At 72.8% G+C, this 19,097-nt stretch carries 18 protein-coding genes and 1 tRNA gene; 10 read left to right on the forward strand and 9 right to left on the reverse strand.

What is annotated here, in order from left to right:
- Positions 1-14 precede the first annotated feature (14 nt).
- The 6 genes from JJI54_RS11065 to JJI54_RS11090 all read left to right on the forward strand — a co-directional run bounded on the left by JJI54_RS11065 (position 15) and on the right by JJI54_RS11090 (position 4,735).
- The gene (locus JJI54_RS11065) at positions 15-1,067 is read left to right on the forward strand and encodes an ABC transporter ATP-binding protein (protein ID WP_203073047.1); all 1,053 of its coding nucleotides are present in this window, start codon (positions 15-17) and stop codon (positions 1,065-1,067) included.
- The gene (locus JJI54_RS11070) at positions 1,064-1,891 is read left to right on the forward strand and encodes an ABC transporter permease (RefSeq protein ID WP_203073048.1); all 828 of its coding nucleotides are present in this window, start codon (positions 1,064-1,066) and stop codon (positions 1,889-1,891) included. Before JJI54_RS11065 ends, JJI54_RS11070 begins: the two co-directional genes overlap by 4 nt.
- Positions 1,888-2,676 carry an ABC transporter permease gene (locus JJI54_RS11075; protein WP_203073049.1) on the forward strand — a complete coding sequence of 263 codons (789 nt, stop codon included), beginning with the start codon at positions 1,888-1,890 and terminating at the stop codon, positions 2,674-2,676. The genes JJI54_RS11070 and JJI54_RS11075 overlap by 4 nt, the downstream gene beginning before the upstream one ends.
- Positions 2,677-2,680: 4 nt before the next feature.
- Complete coding sequence (locus JJI54_RS11080; RefSeq protein WP_203073050.1) at positions 2,681-3,346, forward strand: RraA family protein; 666 nt, start codon at positions 2,681-2,683, stop codon at positions 3,344-3,346.
- Positions 3,347-3,385: 39 nt separating this feature from the next.
- Positions 3,386-3,458, forward strand: a tRNA-Ile gene (locus JJI54_RS11085).
- 260 nt (positions 3,459-3,718) lie between these two features.
- Positions 3,719-4,735 carry a questin oxidase family protein gene (locus tag JJI54_RS11090; protein WP_203073051.1) on the forward strand — a complete coding sequence of 339 codons (1,017 nt, stop codon included), beginning with the start codon at positions 3,719-3,721 and terminating at the stop codon, positions 4,733-4,735.
- On the opposite strand, the gene JJI54_RS11095 is transcribed toward JJI54_RS11090, so the two are convergent.
- The 5 genes from JJI54_RS11095 to JJI54_RS11115 form a co-directional block, all read right to left on the reverse strand.
- Positions 4,732-5,508: a cyclase family protein gene (locus JJI54_RS11095; RefSeq protein ID WP_164696770.1), complete on the reverse strand. Its 777-nt coding sequence runs from the start codon at positions 5,506-5,508 to the stop codon at positions 4,732-4,734. The two genes, JJI54_RS11090 and JJI54_RS11095, sit on opposite strands and share 4 nt — an antisense overlap.
- Before the next feature lie 79 nt (positions 5,509-5,587).
- Entirely contained in the window at positions 5,588-6,769 is a 1,182-nt protein-coding gene (locus tag JJI54_RS11100) for a hypothetical protein (protein WP_203073052.1), read from the reverse strand.
- Positions 6,770-6,871: 102 nt separating this feature from the next.
- The gene (locus tag JJI54_RS11105; RefSeq protein WP_203073053.1) at positions 6,872-8,095 is read right to left on the reverse strand and encodes a hypothetical protein; all 1,224 of its coding nucleotides are present in this window, start codon (positions 8,093-8,095) and stop codon (positions 6,872-6,874) included.
- Positions 8,092-9,042, reverse strand: a complete 951-nt coding sequence (locus tag JJI54_RS11110) for a metal ABC transporter solute-binding protein, Zn/Mn family (RefSeq protein WP_203073054.1) — start codon at positions 9,040-9,042, stop codon at positions 8,092-8,094. The genes JJI54_RS11105 and JJI54_RS11110 overlap by 4 nt, the downstream gene beginning before the upstream one ends.
- A 79-nt stretch (positions 9,043-9,121) precedes the next feature.
- Positions 9,122-9,871, reverse strand: coding sequence for a hypothetical protein (locus tag JJI54_RS11115; RefSeq protein WP_203073055.1), 750 nt, complete (start codon positions 9,869-9,871; stop codon positions 9,122-9,124).
- Between the two features lie 115 nt (positions 9,872-9,986).
- Here JJI54_RS11115 and pip point away from each other — a divergent pair, with 115 nt between their 5' ends.
- On the forward strand, positions 9,987-10,937 hold the full coding sequence (gene pip, locus JJI54_RS11120) for a prolyl aminopeptidase (RefSeq protein WP_203073056.1): 951 nt from the start codon (positions 9,987-9,989) through the stop codon (positions 10,935-10,937).
- Between the two features lie 9 nt (positions 10,938-10,946).
- Here pip and JJI54_RS32650 read toward each other — a convergent pair whose 3' ends face one another.
- From JJI54_RS32650 to JJI54_RS11140, 4 genes are all read right to left on the reverse strand, one after another.
- The gene (locus tag JJI54_RS32650) at positions 10,947-12,764 is read right to left on the reverse strand and encodes a sensor histidine kinase (RefSeq protein WP_203073057.1); all 1,818 of its coding nucleotides are present in this window, start codon (positions 12,762-12,764) and stop codon (positions 10,947-10,949) included.
- A gap of 99 nt (positions 12,765-12,863) precedes the next feature.
- On the reverse strand, positions 12,864-13,607 hold the full coding sequence (locus JJI54_RS11130) for a M91 family zinc metallopeptidase (protein ID WP_203073058.1): 744 nt from the start codon (positions 13,605-13,607) through the stop codon (positions 12,864-12,866).
- Positions 13,608-13,681: 74 nt separating this feature from the next.
- On the reverse strand, positions 13,682-14,314 hold the full coding sequence (locus JJI54_RS11135) for an HAD family hydrolase (RefSeq protein ID WP_203073059.1): 633 nt from the start codon (positions 14,312-14,314) through the stop codon (positions 13,682-13,684).
- The gene (locus tag JJI54_RS11140) at positions 14,311-15,975 is read right to left on the reverse strand and encodes a glycosyltransferase family 4 protein (protein WP_203073060.1); all 1,665 of its coding nucleotides are present in this window, start codon (positions 15,973-15,975) and stop codon (positions 14,311-14,313) included. The genes JJI54_RS11135 and JJI54_RS11140 overlap by 4 nt, the downstream gene beginning before the upstream one ends.
- Before the next feature lie 97 nt (positions 15,976-16,072).
- On the opposite strand from JJI54_RS11140, the gene zapE reads away from it, so the two are divergent.
- The 3 genes from zapE (at position 16,073) to mdh (ending at position 19,094) form a co-directional block, all read left to right on the forward strand.
- Positions 16,073-17,239, forward strand: a complete 1,167-nt coding sequence (gene zapE / locus JJI54_RS11145) for a cell division protein ZapE (protein ID WP_203073061.1) — start codon at positions 16,073-16,075, stop codon at positions 17,237-17,239.
- Positions 17,240-17,401: 162 nt separating this feature from the next.
- Entirely contained in the window at positions 17,402-17,872 is a 471-nt protein-coding gene (locus JJI54_RS11150; RefSeq protein WP_203073062.1) for a hypothetical protein, read from the forward strand.
- Between the two features lie 268 nt (positions 17,873-18,140).
- Complete coding sequence (gene mdh, locus JJI54_RS11155) at positions 18,141-19,094, forward strand: malate dehydrogenase (protein WP_203073063.1); 954 nt, start codon at positions 18,141-18,143, stop codon at positions 19,092-19,094.
- The last annotated feature ends 3 nt before the right edge of the window (positions 19,095-19,097 follow it).

Here is a 19,097-nt window from a genome sequence, read left to right on the forward strand (position 1 = left end):
GCGCCCGCCTTCGCATGAGCCACCTCAAGCTCGAAAGCCTGACGCGCCGCTTCCCCGGCGCGGCGCATCCCGCCGTGGATGGCGTCTCGCTCGATCTCGGCCAGGGCGCGCTGCTGGCGCTGCTCGGCCCCTCCGGCTGCGGCAAGACCACGACGCTCCGCATGATCGCGGGGCTGGAGACGCCGGATGCCGGCCGGATCCTCGTGCAGGGCAGGGACGTCACCGCCCTGCCGCCGCACAAGCGCAACATGGGCGTGGTGTTCCAATCCTACGCGCTGTTCCCGCACATGACGGCGGCGCAGAACGTGGCCTTCGGGCTGGAGATGCGGGGCCACGCCCGCGCCGATCGTGCGGGGCGGGTGCAGGAGGCGCTGAACCTCGTCGGCCTCGGCGCGCTCGCCGCCCGCAAGCCGCGGCAATTGTCCGGCGGCCAGCAGCAGCGCGTGGCGCTGGCCCGCGCGCTGGCACCGCAACCGGACCTGCTGCTGCTGGACGAACCGCTCAGCGCGCTGGATGCCAAGCTGCGGGAGGAGGTGCGGGACGAGATCCGCGCGCTCCAGCAGCGCCTCGGCACCACCGCCGTCTTCGTGACGCATGACCAGACGGAGGCGCTGGCCATGGCGGACCTCGTCGCCGTGATGAATGAGGGCCGGATCGAGCAGCTGGCGACGCCGGAGGACATCTTCGAGCGTCCCGCGACGCGCTTCGTCGCCACCTTCGTCGGCCGCGCCGCGCGCCTGGCCGCGACCGTCACGCAGCCCGGCCTGCTGCGCGTGGGCGATGCCGAGCTGCGCGCGACGGAAACGCCCGCCACCGGCGCGGCCGAGATCTTCATCCGCCCCCACCATGTCCGCCCGCTGCGCGAGGACGAAAGCGCGGAGAACACGCTGCCCGCGACGCTGTCGCGCCGCACCTATACGGGCGACCTGGTGACGCTCGACTTCACCACCCCCGCCGGCCGCCTGATCGCGGATCTGCCCGGCGGCTCGCCTGGCGCCGATCTGCGCGTGGGTGACACGCTGCGCCTCGGCTTCCGCGCCGCCGACCTGCGGGTCTTCGCGGCGTGATCGGCCTGCTCCTCTGCCTCCCCGCCGCGCTGATCCTCGGCGTGGGCTTCGTCTGGCCGGTGGCGCTGCTGGCGCGGATCAGCCTGAACCGCACCACCGACATGGGCGCGATGGAGGAGGCCTTCAGCCTCGAGACCATGGCGAAGCTGGTGGAGGATGATTTCACCTGGGAGCTCGCCTGGAACACCGCGACGCTGTCCGCCACCTGCGGCGCCATCGCCGTCGCGCTCGCCCTGCCGGTCGCGTTGCTGATCCGGAGCGCGCCGCCGCAATGGCGCGGCCTGCTCTCCCTCATGGCCGTGGCGCCGCTGCTCGTCTCCTCCACCGCCCGCATCGTGGGCTGGATGGCGATCCTCGGCGACCGCGGGATGATCAACGCGATGCTCGCCTGGATCGGCCTTGTCGATGATCCCGTCAGGCTCATCAACAACTGGACCGGCGTGCGCATCGGCCTGACGGAAAGCCTGATGCCCTATGCCTGCCTCGTCCTCATCGCGGGGCTTGGGCGCCTGGATTCGCGGCTGGAGGAAGCGGCCGCCACGCTCGGCGCGACCCGCACCAAGACCTTTCTCCGCGTCACGCTGCCACTCGCCGCGCCGGCGCTGGCCGCCGCCTTCCTGCTGGTCTTCGTGCTCGGCGTCTCCGCCTTCGTCACGCCGCGGCTGATGGGTGGCGGGCGCGTCTTCGTCGTGGCCACGGAAATCTTCGACCTGGCGCTGGAGACGGTGGACTGGCCCGCCGCTGCCGCCATGGCGATGCTGCTGCTGGGATCGCTGGCGCTGGCCATGGCGCTGCGTGGCCTGGTCGCGAAGGTGGCGCGATGAGGCCGGGCTGGGTGCTGCGCCTGGCCGCGATCTGCGGCTATGCGCTGCTGTTGGCGCCGGCCCTGCTGGTCTGCGCCATCTCCTTCTCCGCCGGCGATTTTCTCACCTTTCCGCCGCCAGGGCTGTCGCTGCGCTGGTATGCGGCCCTTGTCTCCAATGCCGAGTTGATGGCTGCACTCCGGAATTCTGCCGTGCTGGCGGCCGTCGTCGCGGTGATCGCGCTGCTGGCGGGTGGACCCGCGGCCTATGCCATCGCGCGGCTGGACTTTCCCGGGCGTGGCGCAATCGCCGGCTTCCTCGCGGCACCGCTGCTGCTGCCGACGCTGGTGCTGGGCCTTGCCCTCCTGCTGGCGTTGCAACCCGTGAAGCTCGCGGCCACCTGGCCGGGCCTGGTGCTGGCCCATGCCATGGTCGCCATCCCCTTCGCCGTCCGCATCATGACCACCGCCTTCGGAGCCGTGCCGAAGGACCTGGAGGAAGCCGCCTGGACGCTCGGCGCCACGCCCTTCCAGGCGGCGCTCCGCGTCACGCTGCCCATCGCGGCGCCCGGGGCGATCGCCGCCGGCGCGCTCTGCTTCCTCGTCTCCTTCGACGAGACCGTCATCAGCCTGTTCCTGGTGGGCCCCCGCCTCTCCACCCTGCCGGTCGAGATGTTCCGCTACGCCGAGAATCGCACCGACCCCCTCGTCGCCGCGCTGGCGATGACGCTGATCATCGTCGCCCTTGCCGTTGTCCTGCTGGTGGAACGCCTGGTCGGCTTCACCCGCGCCGTTGGAAGGAACTGAATCCATGGCCCGCTACGTCGTCGAACCCATGCCGGGGCAGATCAGCGCGGAAGTCATCGAACTGCTGGAGAAGACGGAGACCGCGACCGTCGGCCATTGGCGCCACTGGGGCTTCTGCGACCGGAAGATCCAGGGCCTGCTGCGCCGCCGCGTCGCCGGCACGGCCGTCACCGTCCAGATCCCGGGGCCCGACTCGACCCTGCTGCACCACGCGCTCGGCCTGCTGCGGCCGGGCGACGTGCTGGTGGTGGATCGCCTCGGCGATGACCGCCACGCCTGCTGGGGCGGCGGCGTCACCGTCGCCGCCAAGGCCGCCGGCGCCAAGGCCGGCATCGTGGACGGCGCCTGCACCGATATCGAGGAGGTGGAGGCCAGTGACTTCCCGCTGTGGTGCCGCGGCCTGGCGCCGATCACGACGCGCATCTACGACCTCGGCGGGCGGATGAACGTGCCGGTCGCCATCGGCGGCGTCGTCGTCATGCCCGGCGATGCCGTGCTGGCCGACGAATCCGGCGTTCTGATCCTGCCGCCCGGAGAGGCCGAGGCCGAGGCCCGCGCCGCCATCGCCCGCCAGGAACGCGGCCTCGGCGTCCAGGCGCGCTGCGCGGCGGGCGAGAAGCTCGGTGACATCAGCGGCGCCACGGCGAAGGTCCTCGCCGGGCTTGCATGAGGGCGCGGCCCTTGCGATGCAGGGGAGGCCCGCTGGCACGGGCCCGTAGCTCAATGGTCAGAGCGGGCCGCTCATAACGGCTTGGTTGCAGGTTCGAGTCCTGCCGGGCCCATTTTCCGCGGCCGCGTAGCGGCGCGGGGCACTGCCCCGCGAGCGGAAAATCCGCCGGAGGCATGAGAATCCCGGCGCGCAGCGCCGGTCCTTCTTCTTTTTGCGGCACCATGGGCGCCGTCCCCGTGGTGAGGGCTCCGCCCTCCCCACACCCCACCCGCCAGGGGCGAACCGCCCATGGACCGTCATCAGTGGCACCCGCCTCCCATCACACGCGCCGGTAGTCTATGATCGCTCCATGACGATCGTTCAGGCCCACCCATGACCGACGCGCTGACCGAGGCCCGATCCCTCAGCGCGGAATACGGGGAGGCCTTCGCCAACCACACCCCCATGGTCCTGCACGCCCAGCGCCGCCTGGGCGGCACCGAAGCCGATGCGCGACGCTTCCTCGACGCCTATCTCCGCGACAACCACCTGGCCCCCACCCCACCCTCCGACGTCACCATCACCCAGCTCAACTGGACGCTCCGCCTCGGCGAACGCCCTGCCCAGGCGGCCTACCGCGCCTTCTTCCGCGCCGAACTCGCCCGGCTCGGCACCGCCGAGGCGCTGGCCAGCCGCTACCTGCCCCGCCTGCTGCCGGGCCTCGCCGCCAGCGCCCTGCACGCGCTGATGCGCCTCGCCTATGCGCGCGACGCCGGGGATGCGGAGGAGGTTGCCGACAGCCTCGGCTACTGGGCCGCCACCTACCTGCCGCTGGGGGAGGGCGTGGGCCTGAAGCCCGTCACGGCCGAACCCCTCGGCGTGCTGGCGCGCGTGGCGGCGGAACCGACCCTGGCCGAGCTCACCTTCGATGACGGCCTGCTCTGGCACGCCATGCGCAAGGTGGCGCGGATGCCCGCCTTCTCGCCCGTGCATGACTGGCTGGAGGTGCGCGACGACACGCTGGACCGCATCGCCCGCGATTCGCTGCTGGTGCTGGCGCACACCATGGAATTCTGCGCCATCCACGCCGTGACCGGCGCGCATTGGCTGCGCCTGGTGCTGCCGCTCCTGAAGACGGAGGACCAGAAGCGCGCCATCCGCTTCTTCTGGCAGGCCATCGCCTCCGTCTATCCGAAGATGGGTTTTCCTCAGCCGCTCGCGGCGGAAGAAGCGGAGGCCATGCGCGCGCTGCCCGCCCCCGACTGGCCGGAGATCGCCGCCGCCGCCTGCGCCAGCGACGACGAGCACGACGTCTCGCTCGCCTATTCCTGCCGCTGCGAGGAGGAATTCCGCGGCGACCGCCTCTACCGCGTGGTGGCGGCGCGGCGCCTCGGCCTCATCACGCCCTAATCGTCGAGGATCGCGACCGCCCGGCACCAGCCGCCCGACGCCGCCTTGATCTTCACCGGCAGGCAGGAAACGGTGAAGCCGGTCGGCGGCAGCTGGTCGAGGTTGGTCAGCTTCTCGATCTGGCAGTAGCCGGCTTCCCGCCCCGCCTTGTGGCCTTCCCAGATCAGGCTGGCATCGCCGGTCTCCGCCACCCGCGCCTTGGTGTGGATGAAGGGCGCGTCCCAGGACCAGCCATCGGTGCCCACCACGCGCACGCCCTGGCCGGTCAGCCACAGCGTCGCCTCCCGCCCGAAGCCGCAGCCGCGCGCGACATAGTCGGGGCGCCCGTAGCAGGCGCCGGCCGCCGTGTTCGCCAGCACGATGTCGCCGGGCCGCAGCACATGGCCGATCGCGGCCAGCGCCGCCTGCACCTCCGCGGCACTCACCACATGGCCATCCGCCATGTCGCGGAAATCCAGCTTCACCCCCGGCCCGATGCACCAATCCAGCGGCACCTGGTCGATCGTCAGCGCCGGCGCGCCGCCATCCATGGTGCTGGCGTAATGCCAGGGCGCATCGAGGTGGGTGCCGTTATGGGTGGTCAGCTGGATCATCTCGATCGCCCAGCCCTCCCCATCCGGCAGCTGGTCGGGGCGGATGCCAGGGAAGAAGCCCAGCAGCTGGCCGACCGTCTCCTTGTGCGCGCGATACTCGATATGCGGGCCGAGGCCCGGCGGGTCCGCCGCGACATCGTTCTCGAGCGCGAGGGACAGGTCGATGATCCGGCGCGGCATGCCAGCGATTCCTTCCGGGACGTGGCCGGAGCCTATTCCTTCCGTGCCCCCGCGCCAGCCCGCCCTGCCGTGGTGCGCCTCAGAAGCCCTGGCGCCACCCCACCAGCACCAGCCCGGCATCGGTGCTGCCGCGCCCGCCTTGCTCCGTGCCCGCGCGGGCGCGGGACCAGCCGATATCGGCGGTGAAGCCGAGGCCCAGCTCCCGCCCCACGCTCGCCTCCAGATAGGTGGCGCGCGCCACGCCATTGGCGCTGCGGTCGCGGTTCTCCACCTGCCAGCCCAGCGAGGCGCGCCAGGGGCCATAGGTGGTCTGCGCCGCCAGCGTGGTGATGGTGCGGCGTTCGCTGATCGGCACCGGCGTGCCGTCCACCTCCTCCACCGGCCGCCCGCCGGCGTTGCGGAACCGCACCGCCTCCGCGAACAGGGTCGTGGAGACCTCCTCGGTCCAGGGGATCTCCCAGGTCGCGCCGATGGCGGTGCCCCATTCCCGCGCGCGTCCATCCGTGCCAGCGCCGCGCGACAGCACCGCGACCTGGTAGGTGAATCCGGGCAGGGCGCCGATCCGCTCCCCCTCCAGCGCCACCGCGGCGTTGTCCAGCGCCCCGGTATTGCCCGCGCCGCCCAGCCCCCGGCTGTTGCGGCGGTAGCGATCGGCCTCGTCCCGCCCGAAGCGCTTGCGCGTGATCGCGGTAGAGGAGAGGGAGGTCGTGTCGAAGGTGAAGACGGCGGCGGAGAGCCGATGCTCTCCCCAGCCATCGGCGTCATCCAGCACCGTCGCCCGCGCCCCGAAGCCCAGGCTTTCCGAGACTTCGTAGATCGAGACCTGGTCGGTCAGCCGGATGCCCGGCAAATTGTCCCAGCCCCGCCCGAATGGCGCGGTGAACTTGCCCGCCGTCAGCGTCAGCCGCGGATCGGCCCGCCATTCGGCATAGAGGGCATCGACCCAGGCTCCCTGGTCCTGGAAGGCGCGGTCCTGCCCGTCGGTCGGGCCGCCGGCCACGGGTTCGAACTTCAGCACGCCCTGGATGGTGAAGCTCTCCGCCAGGTGCAGCCCGGCGGAAAGCTCGCTCTTGGTGTAGAGGTCGCGAAAGCGGTCCGTTCGCGACGGCGCGCGATAGGTGGACACGCCATAGAGGTCGATCGCCAGCTCGCCGCTGACATGCGGCACGAAGCCGGCCTGGGTGCGCACCTCCTGCGCCCCGGCCGGGGAATGGCTCGCGGCCAGCATCGCCGCCGCCGCCCCGGTCATGATCCACCGCATCCAGTCCACCTTTCCGCCGCGTGACGCGCAGGATAGCCGAACGCGTCACGAGGCGTCAGGATCGCATGGCCGGGCGAATGGATGGTTTCCGCCCGGGCGGGTTCAGAACCCCCGCCAGCCCAGCCGGAACAGCACGGCATGCGCGGTGCCGAGGCCGCCCGCCTCCTCCCGCGCATAGCGGGCATACTGGTAGCCCACATCCAGCGAGACGTTCGGCAGGATGTCCCGCCCGACGGAGGCCTCCACGTAGTTCTCGGTCGGCAGCGCCTCGACGCTGCGCTTCCGCTGGTCCCGCTGCCAGGCGACCGTGCCGCGCCATTCGCCGATGCGGTGGCGCAGGCCGAGCGTGGTGAAGGTCCGCCGCTCGCGGATCGTCGTCTCCAGCGCCGTCTCGATCTCGTCCCCGCTGTCGGGATCGAAGCCGAGCAGCGTGACCTCGGTGCGCGGCCGCGCCGCGGCGTTGCGGAACTGCACGCCTTCCGCGAAGAACAGGGTGGATTGGTTGGCGCTCCAATCCGCCTGGTAGCGGGCGGCGGCGGCATAGCCCCATTCCCGCGCCGTCCCGTCATCCCCCGCGCCGCGCGTCAGCACCGCCAGGTGGTAGGAGAAGCCGGGCAGCAGGCCGAAGCGGTCGCCATCCAGCGCGATGGTCGCATTGTCGAACTGCCCGGTATTGGCCGGCCCGCCCTGCTGGCGCGTGTTCCGGTTGAAGCGCTCATACCGCTCGTCGCAGCAGGATCGCCGCGTCAGCAGCGTGGAGGACAGGAACGTTCGATCCAGCGTGAAGACAGCTGCGGAAATGTCGTGCTCCCCCCACCAGGGATCGACGAAGGCGGTATGGGTGGCGGCGACGCCCAGGCTGTCCGTGATCGCATAGACCTCATGCGCCCGGACCGCGGCCAGGATGCCCGGGAAGTCGTGGTGCCCGCGCCCGAAGGGTGCCACGAATCGTCCCGCCTGCAGCGTGGTGTCCGAATCCGGCTTCCATTCGGCGTAGAGCGCCTCGAGGAAGGCCGATTGGCGCCGGAACAGGGTGGTGCTGCCGCCGGGCGTGCCCCCGGTGCTGTCACCCTCGCCGATCGGCTCGAAGGCCAGCACGCCCTGCAGGGAGAAGTTGGGCGTCAGGTGCAGCCCGGCCGCGATCTCGCCGAAGCTGTAGATGCTGGTGCCGCCGCGCGCGCGATCCGTCGCGCTGGTGGTGCCGACGCCGTAGAAGCCGATATCGATCTCGGTCGAGAGATGCGGCGTGAAGCCGGGGGCGGGGGCCTGCGCGGCCGCCACGCCCGGGATGATCGCGGCCGCCGCCGCCAGCAGAAGCCGCCTCATGCCGCGCCACCCCGCATGGCGGGCACCAGCAGCCCGACATTGTGCCGGAACATAGCCTCGTAGCTCGCGGCCGGTCCCCCGGGCTCGCTCAGCGCATCGGCGTAGAGCCGCCCGCGCACCGCGACGCCGGCCTCCCGCGCCAGGCGTTCCAGCGTGGCGGGGTTGCCCATGTTCTCCATGAACACGGCGGTGATGCCCTCCGCCCGCACCTGGCGGATCAGCCGCGCCACCTCGCCGGCGCTCGGCTCCGCCTCGGTCGAGACGCCCTGCGGCGCCAGGAAGGTGATGCCATAGGCCGCGCCGAAATAGCCGAAGGCGTCATGGCTGGTGACGACCTTGCGCCGCGCCTCCGGCACCGCCGCGATCTGCGCCCGCACCCAGCCATCCAGCGCCTCCAGCCGCGCGGCGTAGCGCCCGGCCGCATCCTGGATCGCCCCCGCCTGCGCCGGCACGGCGGCGGACAGGGCGGAGGCGATGCCCCGCACATAATGCGCGCCGTGCCGCAGATCCTGCCAGGCATGCGGGTCCGGCACCTGGCGCGGGCCGACCGAATGGTTCTGCCGGCGCTCCGCGCCGCCGCCATGGCTGTGGTTGTGGGCGTGCCCCGCCATCATGCGCGGCGTGATGCCATCGGTCGCCGTCGCGACCGGGCCGCGATAGCCGGCCGCGCGGACCATCCGGTCCATCCAGCCATCGAAGCCGAGGCCGTTGCGCACCACCAGCGCCGCCTCGCGCAGCGCCTCCGCATCGCTCGGCCGGGGCTGGAAGCTGTGCGCATCAACGTTCGGCCCCGCGATGGTGCGCAGCCGCACCTGCGGGCCCGCCACTTCCCGCACCAGGTCGCCCAGGATGGAGAAGGAAGCAACGACCAGCGGCGCCGCGCCCTGGGCACGGGCCAGGCCTGGCAGCAGCAGCGCCGGCAGGGCGAGCAGGGAACGCCGTCGCATGGGCAGTCTCCGAAGTAACGTTATAATATAACGATACCTGGAGAGGCGTGGGCGCGCAAGCGGGCGGCGACGCCGCCTGCTACCCCCCGAACAGCCGCCTGATCCGCGCCCAGAACCCTTCGCCGCGCGATGCCACGCGGTGGTGGCTGACATGCGGCCGCCGGGATGGCGGGGGCAGGGCGCTGGCCACGGTGTGCCGGCCGGAATCCTGCGCCTCGATCAGCCGCCGCTCCAGCGCCACCACCTGTGCCACCGCCTCTGCCGGGTCGGTCAGGCCCAGGCTTTCGGCGGTGCTCGCCGCATCCTCCCAGGCCTCCGCGCGGCGCAGCGCATCGATGATGCGCACGGTCTGCTCCGCATCCAGCGGCGGCCCGCCGCGCCACAGCGCGACCGCATCCAGCCGCCAGGCCCGCGCCAGGTCCGGCCGGCCGAGGTCATCCGCCACCCAGGCCGCGTGCAGCGTCGCCTCGGCGGCCGCATGCAGCGCGCCCGTCTCCTCCAGCACCAGCGCCCAGGCCAGGAAGCGCCGGGCCAGCGGTGGGGTGGTGCTATCCTGCAGCAGGGCGCGGAAGGGCGCCGCGCGCACGGCTTCCGCCGCCGCCGGATGGGCGCGGGTGATGTCGGGCGCCGCATAGCCGCAGGCCGGGCATTGCTGCAGCCAGCGCGCCATGGAGGATCGCACCGGCTCCCCGGGGCGCAGGTCCAGGTCCGGCGCCTGCTCCGGCGGCGCGGGGCGGAAGGGCGGGTGCCGGCTCTCGGTCCCGCAGACCCCGCAGCGCAGCGCGCCGGCGGAGGAGGATCGGGAGCCGGCAGAGGGTGTCTCGGCCATCCGCCCAACCTAGGCACGATCCGGCCCGGGGCGAAGGGCGAAAAGGCATAAATCCGCCGCCGCACCCGCAACGGACCCATGGACTCCGCCACCCCCGGGCCCTTAAAGGGCGTTCATGCCGCGCGGCGACCTGTTCCCCGACATCGCTCCCTATGAGACCGGCCTGCTGCCGCTCTCCGCGGGCCACGTCATGTACTGGGAACAGGTGGGCAATCCCCGCGGCCAGCCCGTGCTGTTCCTGCATGGCGGCCCCGGCGCCGGGGCGGGCGCCATCCATCGCCGCTTCTTCGACCCCGCCCATTTCCGTGTCGTGATCTTCGACCAGCGCGGCGCAGGCCGGTCCCGCCCCCTCGGCGAGCTGCGGGAGAACACGACCCCCCACCTAGTCGCGGATATCGAGGCGCTGCGCCGCTTCCTCGGCATCGAGCGCTGGCTGCTCTTCGGCGGATCCTGGGGCAGCACGCTGGCCCTGGCCTATGCCCAGGCGCATCCGGACCGCGTCACGGGCTGCGTGCTGCGCGGCGTCTTCCTCGGCCGGCCGTCGGAGGTGGAGTGGTTCCTCTACGGGCTCCGCCGCGTCTTCCCCGATGCCTGGAACGCCTTCGCCGAGCACATCCCCCCGGCCGAGCGCGGCGACCTGCTCACCGCCTACCTCAAGCGCCTCTGCGACCCGGAGCCGCTGGTCCACCAGCCCGCCGCCCGCGCCTGGAGCCTCTACGAAGGCTCCTGCTCCACCCTGCTGCCGAGCCCGGAGACGGTGGCGAGCTTCGCGCAGGACCGCACCGCCCTCGGCCTGGCGCGGATCGAGGCGCATTACTTCAAGCATGACCTCTTCCTGCCGCCCGGCGGGCTGCTGGGCGGCATGGACCGCATCGCCCATATCCCGGCGGAGATCGTGCAGGGCCGCTACGACATGGTCTGCCCCTGCGACACGGCCTTCGACCTTGCCGCCGCCTGGCCACGCGCGCGGCTGACCATCATCCCCGATGCCGGCCATTCCGCGCTGGAGCCCGGCGTGCGCACGGCGCTGGTCAGCGCGGTGGAGCGCTTCCGCCGGCGCGGCTGACCGCGGCGGTCAGCACGCCGCCGCCATCGCCTCCGCCGCCGCCGCGTTCCGCCGGGGCAGGAAGCGCATCGTCGCCCGCACGCCGCCGGGTTCGAAGGCCAGCGTCACCTGCGCGCCCGGGCCCAGGTCCCGCGCCAGCGCGCGTTCCAGCAGGCGGGTGCCGAAGCCCCGCCGCGCCGGCGGCCCCGGCACCGGCGGGCCGCCGCTTTCCTGCCAGGTGATCATGCCCACCTCGCCGTCCTCCTCCGCCCAGCAGGTCACGGCCACGCGCCCGTCGGGGGCCGACAGCGCCCCATGCTTCACCGCATTCGTCGCCAGCTCATGCAGCGCCAGCACGATGGCCTGCGCCTGGCCCGGCGAAGCCGGGGGCGGCATGGGCGCGCAGGCGCAGTGGAAGGACAGGCGCGGGTCCGGCGGGTCCAGCCACGGCGCCAGGCCCGCCCGCACCACGGCCTGCAGCGCCGCCGGCTCCCAGCTCATCGCCGTCAGCAGGTCATGCGCGCGGGACAGGGTCTGCAGCCTGGCGCCGAATTCGCTGGCGAAGCGCGCGGGGTCGGACCCCGCCTCCCCCCGCGCGGTCTGCAGCGCCAGGGCCTGCACCGTCGCCAGCGCGTTCTTGGCGCGGTGATTCAGCTCCGCCACCACCAGCCGCAGCCGCCTTTCGCTGTCCTTCAGCCCGGCCGTGGCATCGATGCGCCGCCGCGCCTCCTCCCGCAGCGCCGCCGCCACCTCATCCGTCTCCGCCAGCCCGGTCGGCTGCGCCAGCCGCCCCTGGTCCCCATCCGGCGCCGCGGCCAGGCGGCGCAGCGCCGCGATCGGCCGCGTGACGCTGAGCGAGACGCGATGCGCCAGCCCCAGCCCGACCAGCAGCAGCGCCAGCCCCAGGCCAGTGGAGGTCAGCGCGGACCGCCAGGCCGGCCGCGTCAGCTCCGCCATCGGCACCGCGACCACCACCCCCCAGCCCGAACCCGGCAGCCGCGCATGCGCCGCCAGCAGCGCCCGCCCTTCCGGCGTGGTGGTGGTGACGATGCCATCCCCGCCCATCGCCCAGGCGGGCATGAAGTCCCGCGGCATCGGTGCGCCGCGCAGCTGCTCCATCTCCGGCGCGCGGGCGATCCGGCGCCCGCCGCGGTCCAGCAGCGTGATGATCCAGCCATTGCCCTGGTGCTGGCGCCGCAGCACCTCGTCGAAGGTGCCGAGGGAGGGGTTCATGGCCAGCACCGCCCGGACCCGCCCCGCCGCATCCCGCACCGGCACGTCGATCGCCACCACCAGCCGCCCGGCCGCGTAACCCTCATAGAGGTCGGAGACCCGCGCGCGCCCCGTGGCGAAGACGCGCCGCTGGTTGTCGAGCGTCCCGCGCCGCGGCAGGGGCGCATCGGCCGGCAGCCCGGTGTTCAGCCATTGCTGCCCATCCTCCGCCACCAGCAGGATGGCCGCATCCGGCGAATGCTGCGCGACCACCGCCTCCGCCATGGCGCGCAGATCCACCAGGTCCCCGCGCCGCGCCGCGCGGGACAGCGCCAGCACCTCCAGCGACGCGATGCGGGTCCGCAGCTCCCCCTCCACCGCCAGCGCCAGGCCGCGCGCCAGGTCCAGCGCCTGCCGCCCGGCGCGGTCGCGTTCGTGCCGGTAATCCGCATGGATGCTGCCGAGGTTCAGCGCCAGCAGCGGCAGCGCCCCGGCCAGGACCAGCAGCGCCATCCGGCCGCGCAGCGGCAACCGGGCGGCATCCGCGAGGCCGAGGGCCGCGTAGCGGGGCCGGGGCGGCAGCGCCGCCTGACCATCGATCCCCGCAGCACTTCCCGGTCGCGTGCCGTCGCTCATGGCATGCAATATACGGACAACTTGCGCCATCGGAAGGGGATGATCCCCGGCGGCGTGAGTCGTTACGCAGGATGACACGCGTCGATTGCACCGCCCCGGTCAGCCGAGGTTGGCGGCGTCGCAATCCCCCGGCGTGGCGTAGAAGGCGCGCTCCTTGATCCCGTGTTCGCGGCGCATCGCGTTCTCCGAGATGCGGGCCCCCGCGAACCGGCCGCACCCGATCGTCCGTGCCTCCTCCAGCAGCATCCGCTGCCACGGATCTTCATCTTTCACCTTGTCGCCGCTGAGCATGTGCAGCGCATGCACCAGCTCATGCGCCAGGGCGAGGAAGCCCGGCGTCGGCACGCCCAGCTTCACGACGCTGCCGAGGTCGTAGTCGATGAAGGGGTTCCAGCAGACGAAGGTGGAGAAGCCGCCGCCCGACACCCACATCGGCAGGTGCTCGATCGGCTTGCTGCGCCGGAACATCCGTGCCGTCTGCGCCTCCTTCACCTTATAAGGGTCGTTGATGTCGAGGCTGGGCGCCGCGTAGGTGTTCTGGACCGCCCCTTGCGCGTATTGCTGCGGGGTCGGGATGCCGTTCTGGGCCAGCACCGTGTCCTCCCCCAGCATGATGCGGCAGGTCATCGGACCCTGGGCGCCGATGCCGACGCAGCGCTTGCTGATCAGCCCGAGCAGGTCGCGCCCGATCGGCTTCGACGCGATGCGGTGCAGCGCCGTCCGCGTGGCCCAGATGAAGTCCGCGCGCCTCGTGGGCGTCGTCGGGATGGCGACATAGGTCTCGATGTCCACCCGGCGCGGATCGATGACGAGGCCGGGCAAGGCGGAGTCCCAGGGGATCATGGCGGCGTCCTCTCGGTGGCGCCGCGAGCATTATCACGTTGATTGCAACGTGTGGTTGTATTGTCGCTGGGCCGCTACAGATGCGCCCGCACCGCAGCCAGCCCGTCCAGCGCCGGCACCCCCGCCGGCAGCCAGTCCGGCCGGCCCTCCGGCAGCAGCGCCACCACCCGCATCCCCGCGGCGATGCCCGCCATCACCCCCGCCTCGCTATCCTCCACCACCAGGCAATCGGCCGGGTCGATCCCGATCGCCCCGGCGGCATGCAGGAACAGTCCCGGATCGGGCTTCCAGGACCCGACATCATAGGCGCTGAAGATGCGCTCGCCCACGAAGTGGCGCAGCCCCGTCAGCGTCAGGCTCAGCTCCGTCTTGGCGCGCGGCGCGTTGGAGGCGACGCAGAAGGGCAGGTGCAGCCCTTCCAGCAGCGCCGCCGCGCCCTCGATCACCCGCAGCCTCTCCCGGAAGGCCTGCGCCGTGCGCTCCCGCAACACGGGCTCGAAATCCGCCGGCAGGGCGCGGCCCAGCATCGCCTCCGCCATCTGCACGCAAAGCGCGAAGCGCCGGCCCCGGAAGGCCGCCAGCGCGGCTTCCGGCGTGATGTCCAGCCCCTCCGCCGCCAGCGCCTCCGCGAAGACCAGGGCGGCCAGGGGTTCGCTGTCCACCAGCGTGCCGTCGCAGTCGAAGATCACGCCACGCGGTGCCCTCACGCCTCATCCTCCGCCAGTCGCAGCACGTCGATCTTCACCAGCCAGGCCAGCGCCCGCGCCAGCCGCGCCGCGCGCGGCGGGGGCAGCGTGGCCGCCAGCGCCGCCACCGGCGCTGGCCCCGCTTCCAGCACCGCCAGCGCCGTGCGGAAACTGTCCTCCGACGGCAGCAGGTCCCGCCGCGGCGCGACGCCCGGGATGGCGGCCAGCGCCGTCAGCCGCGCCACCGCCGCCGCCGCATCCGCGATGCCCGGCGCCAGGCGCAGCCGCGTCCCGGCGCCGAGCAGCCGCGTCGGGTAGTCCGCGAACAGCAGCGCCGGGTCCGGCCGGCGCGGCGACTCGCCCCGCGCCGGCGCCGCCGCGGCGCGGACCGCCGCCAGCTCCGCCCACAGCGCCCGGTACTGGCCGATCACGGCGGACCAGTCGAACAGCGCCGCCGCCCGCCGCCGCCCGGCCTCCCCCATCCGCGCGCGCAGCCCGGCATCGGCGATCAGCGCGCGGAAGGCGGCCTCCGCCTCCCCCACCGCCACCGCCGTGAACTGCGCGGCGCCGCCGATATAGCTGTCGTAGCTGTCGAGCGCGGCTTCGTGCCGCGCCGCCAGGTCGCCCATGGGCCCGGCCATCAGGGTTGCCGCGCGGAAGCCCGTGACGCCGTGCTCCACCGTGTCCCGCAACCCGTCCCAATCGGTCGCCACCACCGGCAGCCCCGCCGCCATCGCCTCCACCGGTGCCAGGCCGAAGGTCTCCTGGATGTTGTCGGACAGCAGGGTGAAGGCATCGGCCGCGGACCAGATCTCCCGCCGCACCTCCGCCTTGCGCCCATCCACATGGTGGATCGCCAGCATCGGGCACAGCGCCTGCGCCATGGCCTGGAAGGCGCCGCGCTGCACCTCGTCCGCGAACCAGCCCGACAGCAGCAGGTGCACCCGCGCCCCCGCCGGCGCCGCCGCGGCCGCGCGGCCCAGGCCCAGGAACATCGGCAGCGGATGCGCCTTGGCATGGAAGGACAGCCGCCCGTGATGCAGCACCACGACGTCCAGCGGCCCGACCCCCAGCCGCTGCCGCCAGGCCGCCCGCGCCGCCTCGTCCCGCGCCAGCGCCGGCACATCGACGCCGAGCGGGATGACGGGCAGGGCAGGGGGGGCGAAGCGCGTCGCGCCCAGCCGCTCCGCCAGCCAGGCGGCCTCCGCCTCCAGCAGCCGCGCGACCGAGGCCCGCACGGCGGCGGAGGTGCAGATCAGCGCGTCCCAGGGCCGGAGCGGCCCCGTCAGCAGGTCCGCGATGCTGTCCATCGCGCCGTGGGAGGCGGTGGTATGGGTGATGCCGACGAGGGAGAACTGCGTGGCGCCGATGCGCTGCCGGCGCCAGCCGAAGCCCGCCATCTCCGGCCCCGGCAGCATCAGGCAGCCCGTCTCCGCCACCCGGTGCAGCTCCACCTCCGGCACCGCTTCCAGCGCCATGGTGGCGCCGAGCGCCCGGGCCTGCGCCTGGAAGGCCTCCGCATCCGCCGGGCGGGGAACCAGCGCCACCAGCCGGTCGAAGCCGGCATGCCGCACCATGCCGCGCAGGAACCCCTCCCCGGCCGCATGCCGCCCCATCAGCCGGGGGCGGGAGGTGTCGTATCCATCCTTGGCGTAGAACAGCGTGGCGGTGGGCGCGGGCATGGCGCGGCAGGCTGCGGGCGGCGCGCCCCCCCGTCAACCGCGGCCAAGGCGCCGGCGCCCGGTTGCCCGATGCCGAGGCGCGGGTTAGTCCCGCCCCATGGATGCGAAGATCACCCCCGGGACGGGGGAAGGCCCGCTGCCCGCCTACCGCGCCCGGATCGCCGCCGGCGCCCTTGCCGCCGACCCCGCCCAGGCCCGCGCGGCGGAGGTGCTGCAGGACCTCTGGCGCCGCACCCGCGGCTATGACCCGCATCCGGAGGAGCCGGAGCAGGGCGGCTTCTTCGCCCGCTTCATGCGCCGCAAGCCCGTGGCGGCGGAGGAAGCGCCGGCCGGCACGCCGATGGGCCTCTACCTGGTGGGCGAGGTCGGGCGCGGGAAGTCCATGCTGATGGACCTGTTCTTCGACTGTGCGGAGGTCCCCCGCAAGCGCCGCATCCACTTCCACCAGTTCATGCAGGATGCCCACCAGCGCATCCATGCCTGGAAGAAGCAGCATGGGGATACCTCCGACCCCATCCCGCCGCTGGCCGACAGCATCACGGCGGAAGCCGCACTCCTCTGCTTCGACGAATTCCAGGTGCATGACATCGCCGATGCGATGATCCTCGGCCGGCTGTTCCAGGCCCTGTTCGCCCGCGGCACGGTGGTGGTGGCCACGTCGAACACCGCGCCGGTGGACCTGTTCAAGGGCCGCCCCGGCCGCGACGCCTTCCTGCCCTTCATCGCCCTGATCTCCCGGCGGCTGGAGGTGCTGACGCTGGAAGCCGCGCGCGACTACCGGCGCGACCGCATCCGCGCCATGCCGACCTGGCATGTCCCCGTGGACCATCGCGCCGAACAGGCGCTGGACACCGCCTTCGCGGAACTGACCGGGGAGAAGCATGGCGCGCCCGAACGCCTGACGCTGCTGGGCCGGAGCCTGGAGGTGCCGCAGGCCGCGCGCGGGGTCGCGCGATTCGACTTCGAGTCGCTCTGCGGCAAGCCGCTCGGCCCCGCCGACTACCTGGCGGTCGCGACGCATTACCACACCGTGCTGCTGGACGGCATCCCGCGGCTCGGGCCGGAGAATTTCGACCGCGCGCGCCGCTTCATCACGCTGGTGGACGCGCTCTACGAACATCGCGTGAAGCTCGTCGCCAGCGCGGAAGCCGTGCCCGACCGGCTCTACGAACAGGGCGACAATGCCGCGATGTTCGCCCGCACGGCGTCCCGCCTGAACGAGATGCAGAGCCAGGACTGGCTGGGGCTTGCCCACCTGCAGTAGCCGAAGTCCCGTGAAACATACGGACATAATGCGTTGACAGGCCCCGGCCGCGTCTTTCTATTGGGCGCGGGAAGTGGCTTCGGGTCCAAGGGGGACCCGCGTTGGGTTGACGGGGCATCGAAGCCGCGCGGCCTGGCGACGCAATCGGGGGATATTCTACGCATGCGGCTGGTCCTGCTCGCCCTGTTCTCGCTCGTCCTCGTGGCCCCGCAGGCGGCCGATGCCGCCCGGCGTGAAGAACCCAGGACCCAGGCGAGCAGGCCGCAGGCCGGCGCCAAGGCGCCCACCACCCGCCCCGCCGCCACCGCCCCGCGCAGCAGCGCGACCACCGCCCGCCCGGCGCAGGCTGCCCGCCCCGCCGCGCGCCCGCAGCAGGCGGCGCGCGCCGGCGATGTGCGCACGCAGCGCACCGGCATCGTCGTCCGCGGCGCCTCCGCCGCCACCGTCTCCCGCGAAGCCGCCGCCAGCTGCACGCGCCGCAACGGCCGCACCGTCTGCGGGGGGCGCAGCGGCGTCGCGGGCTGGCAGGCGGGCCTGCCGGCTGTGGACTACGCCCAGACCGATTGCCCCGCCGGCACCTTCGCCACCCTGGCGCGCGGGCATGAGAACGTCGTCCGCTGCATGCCGATCTGAGGGTCCGGCCCTCCCCGCGCGTGGCGGCCCGCCCCCCAGGCGGGCCGTTTTGCGTTCCAGGACCCCCTTTCACGCGCCGCGGAGGCCGGTTTGGCGCCCAGAGGCCGCCTTGCCCGCGCTGCACTGCGGGAGTAGGTAACGGCGCGGGCGCGTCAAGCGGCCGGCGAGCCTGCTTTTTCGCGGGTCCGCCTGCGGTTGGCCCCGCGCCCCGGGGAATCCGCGCCACCGGCCCCCGGCAACACATCAAGTCAAGGTCGAGGACCGCTTCATGGCCCGCAAGAAGATTGCGCTCATCGGCGCCGGCAACATCGGGGGCACGCTCGCCCACCTGATCGGCCTGAAGGAACTCGGCGACGTCGTGATGTTCGACGTCTTCCCGGGCGTCGCCGCCGGCAAGGCGCTGGACATCATGCAGTCCGGCCCCGTCGATGGCTTCGACAGCGCCATGTCCGGCACGGGCGACTACAGCGCCATCGCGGGCGCCGATGTCGTCATCGTCACCGCCGGCTTCCCCCGCATGCCGGGCATGACGCGCGACGACCTGCTGACCAAGAATGCCGGCGTCATCGGCCAGGTGGCGGAGGGCATCAAGACCTACGCCCCCAACGCCTTCGTCATCTGCATCACCAACCCGCTCGACGTCATGGTGTGGGTGCTGCAGCAGAAGTCCGGCCTGCCGCCGGAGAAGGTCGTCGGCATGGCCGGCGTGCTGGACAGCGCCCGCTTCCGCCTCTTCCTCGCCCAGGAATTCAACGTCAGCGTCGAGGACGTGACCGCCTTCGTCCTCGGCGGCCATGGCGACACGATGGTGCCGCTGACCCGCTACTCCACCGTCGCCGGCGTGCCGGTCCCCGACCTCGTGAAGATGGGCTGGACGACGCAGGAGAAGATCGACGCGATCGTGGCCCGCACCGCCAATGGCGGCGGCGAGATCGTGAAGCTGCTGGAGAAGGGCTCCGCCTTCTACGCCCCGGCGGCCTCCGCCATCGCGATGGCGGAAAGCTACCTGCTGGACAAGAAGCGCGTGCTGCCCTGCGCCGTGCTGCTGAACGGCGAATACGGCCAGAAGGATTTCTACGTCGGCGTCCCCGTCGTGATCGGCGAGAAGGGCGTGGAGCGGATCCTCGAGGTGCAGTTCACCGCCGAGGAGAAGGCCGCCTTCGACAAGTCCTGCGACGCCGTGAAGAAGCTGATCGAGGACTTCAAGAAGCTCGGCGTCTGATCA

This window comes from Falsiroseomonas ponticola, assembly GCF_016805305.1.
In the GTDB taxonomy this organism is placed as follows: Bacteria; Pseudomonadota; Alphaproteobacteria; order Acetobacterales; family Acetobacteraceae; genus Falsiroseomonas; species Falsiroseomonas ponticola.